At 63.1% G+C, this 2,819-nt stretch carries 3 protein-coding genes; all 3 read left to right on the top strand.

Annotated features, from left to right (window positions below):
• Positions 1-115: 115 nt before the first annotated feature.
• Entirely contained in the window at positions 116-187 is a 72-nt protein-coding gene (gene pqqA, locus J4E53_RS30315; RefSeq protein ID WP_003243383.1) for a pyrroloquinoline quinone precursor peptide PqqA, read from the top strand.
• 132 nt (positions 188-319) lie between these two features.
• Positions 320-1,477: an alcohol dehydrogenase-like regulatory protein ErcA gene (ercA, locus tag J4E53_RS30310; RefSeq protein ID WP_103311405.1), complete on the top strand. Its 1,158-nt coding sequence runs from the start codon at positions 320-322 to the stop codon at positions 1,475-1,477.
• On the top strand, positions 1,461-2,819 hold a 1,359-nt coding region (locus J4E53_RS30305; RefSeq protein ID WP_207268284.1), incomplete at its 3' end, for a hybrid sensor histidine kinase/response regulator. The genes ercA and J4E53_RS30305, both read left to right, overlap by 17 nt.

Genomic DNA, 2,819 nt, shown 5'->3' with positions numbered 1-2,819 from the left:
ACCACCCCATACCAACGCACCCCACCCACCGCTTCGAAAGTAGCATTCGAGCCCCGGGCGTGGCGTGCATTAATGACCTTGCCGGAATGGCCCGGTACAAGAAGAGGAAAGACCCATGTGGACTAAACCCGCGTACACCGACCTGCGTATCGGCTTTGAAGTGACGATGTACTTCGCCAACCGATGAGTGCTGGCCCGGCCTGGAACATTCAGGCCGGGCTACCCATTGGTCTGATTGCATTCACAGCGGGATGCTTTAGGCTCAAGGTATCCCCTGACAATAACAACAGGCTTACCAATGAGCCACGTAACTGAAAAGATGAGCCTCAGCCCGCTGCGCAAGTTCGTTTCTCCTGAAATCATGTTCGGTGCCGGTTGTCGGCACAATGTCGGCAACTACGCCAAGACCTTCGGGGCACGCAAAGTGCTGATCGTCACCGATCCCGGGGTCATCGCCGCCGGTTGGGTGGCGGACGTCGAAGCCAGTCTCCAGGCCCAAGGTATCGATTACTGCATCTACAGCGCGGTCTCGCCCAATCCACGGGTCGAGGAAGTGATGCTCGGGGCCGACCTGTACCGGGAAAACCATTGCGATGTCATCGTCGCGGTGGGCGGTGGTAGCCCGATGGATTGCGGTAAAGGCATCGGCATTGTCGTTGCCCACGGCCGCAGTATCCTCGAGTTCGAAGGCGTCGATACCCTGAACGTGCCCAGCCCGCCGCTGATCCTGATACCCACCACGGCGGGGACGTCGGCTGACGTGTCGCAATTCGTGATCATCTCCAACCAGCAAGAACGCATGAAGTTCTCCATCGTCAGCAAGGCGGCGGTGCCGGACGTGTCGCTGATCGACCCGGAAACCACCCTGAGCATGGACCCGTTCCTGTCCGCCTGTACCGGCATCGATGCGCTGGTGCATGCCATCGAGGCGTTCGTGTCCACCGGTCACGGCCCGTTGACCGACCCCCATGCCCTGGAAGCCATGCGCCTGATCAATGGCAACCTGGTGCAGATGATCGCCAACCCGGCGGACATCGCCCTGCGGGAAAAAATCATGCTGGGCAGCATGCAGGCCGGGCTGGCGTTCTCCAACGCGATCCTCGGGGCCGTGCATGCGATGTCCCACAGCCTGGGCGGGTTCCTCGATTTGCCCCATGGCCTGTGCAACGCGGTACTGGTGGAGCACGTGGTGGCGTTCAACTACAACTCGGCACCGGAGCGTTTCAAAGTGATTGCCGAGACCCTGGGCATCGATTGCCGGGGGCTCAATCACCGGGAGATCCGCACCCGGCTGGTGGAGCACCTGATTGCCCTCAAGCACACCATCGGTTTCCACGAAACCCTGGGCCTGCACGGCGTGAGCACCTCGGACATCCCGTTCCTGTCGCAACATGCGATGCATGACCCATGCATCCTCACCAATCCTCGGGAGTCGAGCCAGCGGGATGTCGAGGTCGTCTATGGCGAAGCCCTCTGACGAGCAGCAAAAAGCCCTGGCCGGGCTGCTGGGGCTGGGCAATCACTCGACGCGCAAGAGTCACTATCCGGAACTGACGGCGCGCCTCGACGAGCTGGAACAGGCCCGGCGACACCTGCAACAGCTCAACGACCAACTGGAGCAGCGGGTGGCCGAGCGCACCGATGCGCTGTTGGAAGCCAACCACAATCTGCAGCAGCAGATTGCCCAGCGCGAACGGGTAGAACAGCAATTGCGCGATGCCCGGGACGTCGCCCAGGCCGCCAACCGCAGCAAGGACAAATACCTGGCCGCCGCCAGCCATGATCTGTTGCAGCCACTCAACGCGGCCCGCCTGTTGATCGCCACGCTGCGTGAACGCGAACTGCCTGCCGCCGAGCACGTGTTGGTCGAACGCACCCATCAGGCGCTCGAAGGCGCCGAAGACCTGCTCACCGACCTGCTGGACATTTCCCGGCTGGATCAGGCCGCCGTCAAGCCTGACCTGGCGCCGTATCGGCTGGATGAGTTGCTGGGGCCACTGGTGTCGGAGTTTCAATCAGTGGCCGGTGCCGCCGGGTTGGAGCTGCGAGTGCGGTTTGGCGACGAAGCGGTGCTGACCGACCTGCGATTGATCAGCCGTATCTTGCGCAACCTGCTGAGCAATGCCTGCCGCTACACCGACCAAGGCGGCATTCTCCTGGCGGCCCGGCGCCGGGGAGGGCGCCTGAGCCTGGAAGTCTGGGACACGGGGCGGGGGATCGCCGCCGATTGCCTGGAGTCGATTTTTCTCGAGTTCAACCAACTGGACGTCGGCCGGGCGGCGGATCGCAAAGGCGTGGGCCTGGGGTTGGCGATTGTCGAACGCATCGCCCATATCCTCGGCTATCGGGTGCAGGTGCGTTCGCGGCCGGGACGGGGCTCGGTGTTCAGTATCGAGGTGCCGCTGTCCAGTGAAAAACCACTGCCCGTGTCGCTGGCCCCGGTACAGGCGGTCGCCGGCAACCCACTGCCGGGGCGGCGCTTGTTGGTGATCGACAATGAGCTGAGCATCCTGCAAAGCATGGCCGCGCTGTTGGGGCAATGGGGCTGCGAGGTGTTGACCGCCACCGACGAGGCGGGCGCCCTTGACGTGCTGCAGGGGCGTGCGCCGGAGCTGATCCTGGCGGATTTCCACCTGGATCATGGGGTCGTGGGCTGTGAGGTAGTCAAGCACCTGCGTGAGCATTTCCACCAGGCGATCCCGGCGGTGATCATCACCGCCGACCGCAGCGACCAGTGCCGCCGGGCCTTGCGCAAACTGGATGCACCGCTGCTCAACAAACCGGTCAAGCCTGGCAAGTTGCGGGCGGTGTTGAGTCAG

This window comes from Pseudomonas sp. FW305-28 (assembly GCF_017351395.1).
In the GTDB taxonomy this organism is placed as follows: domain Bacteria; phylum Pseudomonadota; class Gammaproteobacteria; order Pseudomonadales; family Pseudomonadaceae; genus Aquipseudomonas; species Aquipseudomonas fluorescens_AA.
Note: the sequence above shows the minus strand (reverse complement) of the source record. Positions and strands in the feature narration are given on the sequence as shown.